Genomic DNA, 532 nt, shown 5'->3' with positions numbered 1-532 from the left:
CCGACGCCCACGCAGGACTGGTCGAGGCGATCGCCGCGAACCTGCCGGGAGCGGCCTGGCAGCGCTGCCGCACCCACTACGCCGCGAACCTGATGTCCGTCACCCCGAAGTCCCTCTGGCCCGCGGTCAAGGCGATGCTGCACTCCGTCTACGACCAGCCCGACAAGGACGCCGTCAACGCCCAGTTCGACCGGCTCCTCGACTACGTCGAAGACAAGCTCCCCGACGCCTTCTCGCACCTCGACGAAGCACGGGCGGACATCCTCGCGTTCACCGAGTTTCCCGAAGGGCTCTGGTCACAGATCTGGTCCAACAATCCCAACGAGCGTCTCAACCGCGAGATCCGCCGCCGCACCGACAGCGTCGGCATCTTCCCCAACCGCGACGCCATCGTCCGCCTCGTCGGCGCCGTCCTCGCCGAGCAGACCGACGAATGGGCCGAAGGCCGCCGCTACCTCGGCCTCGACATCCTCGCCAAGTCCCGCCTACGCCTCCTCCCCGACACCGGGGCAGAGGAGGTGACAGACAGCAT

1 protein-coding gene is annotated in these 532 nt (G+C 68.0%); it reads left to right on the top strand.

Features of this window, described 5'->3' with window-relative positions:
- Positions 1–532, top strand: a 532-nt coding sequence (locus ACYVGN_RS13375; RefSeq protein WP_460791357.1) for a transposase, incomplete at both ends; no start/stop codon positions are given.

The sequence above is a fragment of the Microbacterium lacusdiani genome, assembly GCF_054779895.1.
Note: the sequence above shows the minus strand (reverse complement) of the source record. Positions and strands in the feature narration are given on the sequence as shown.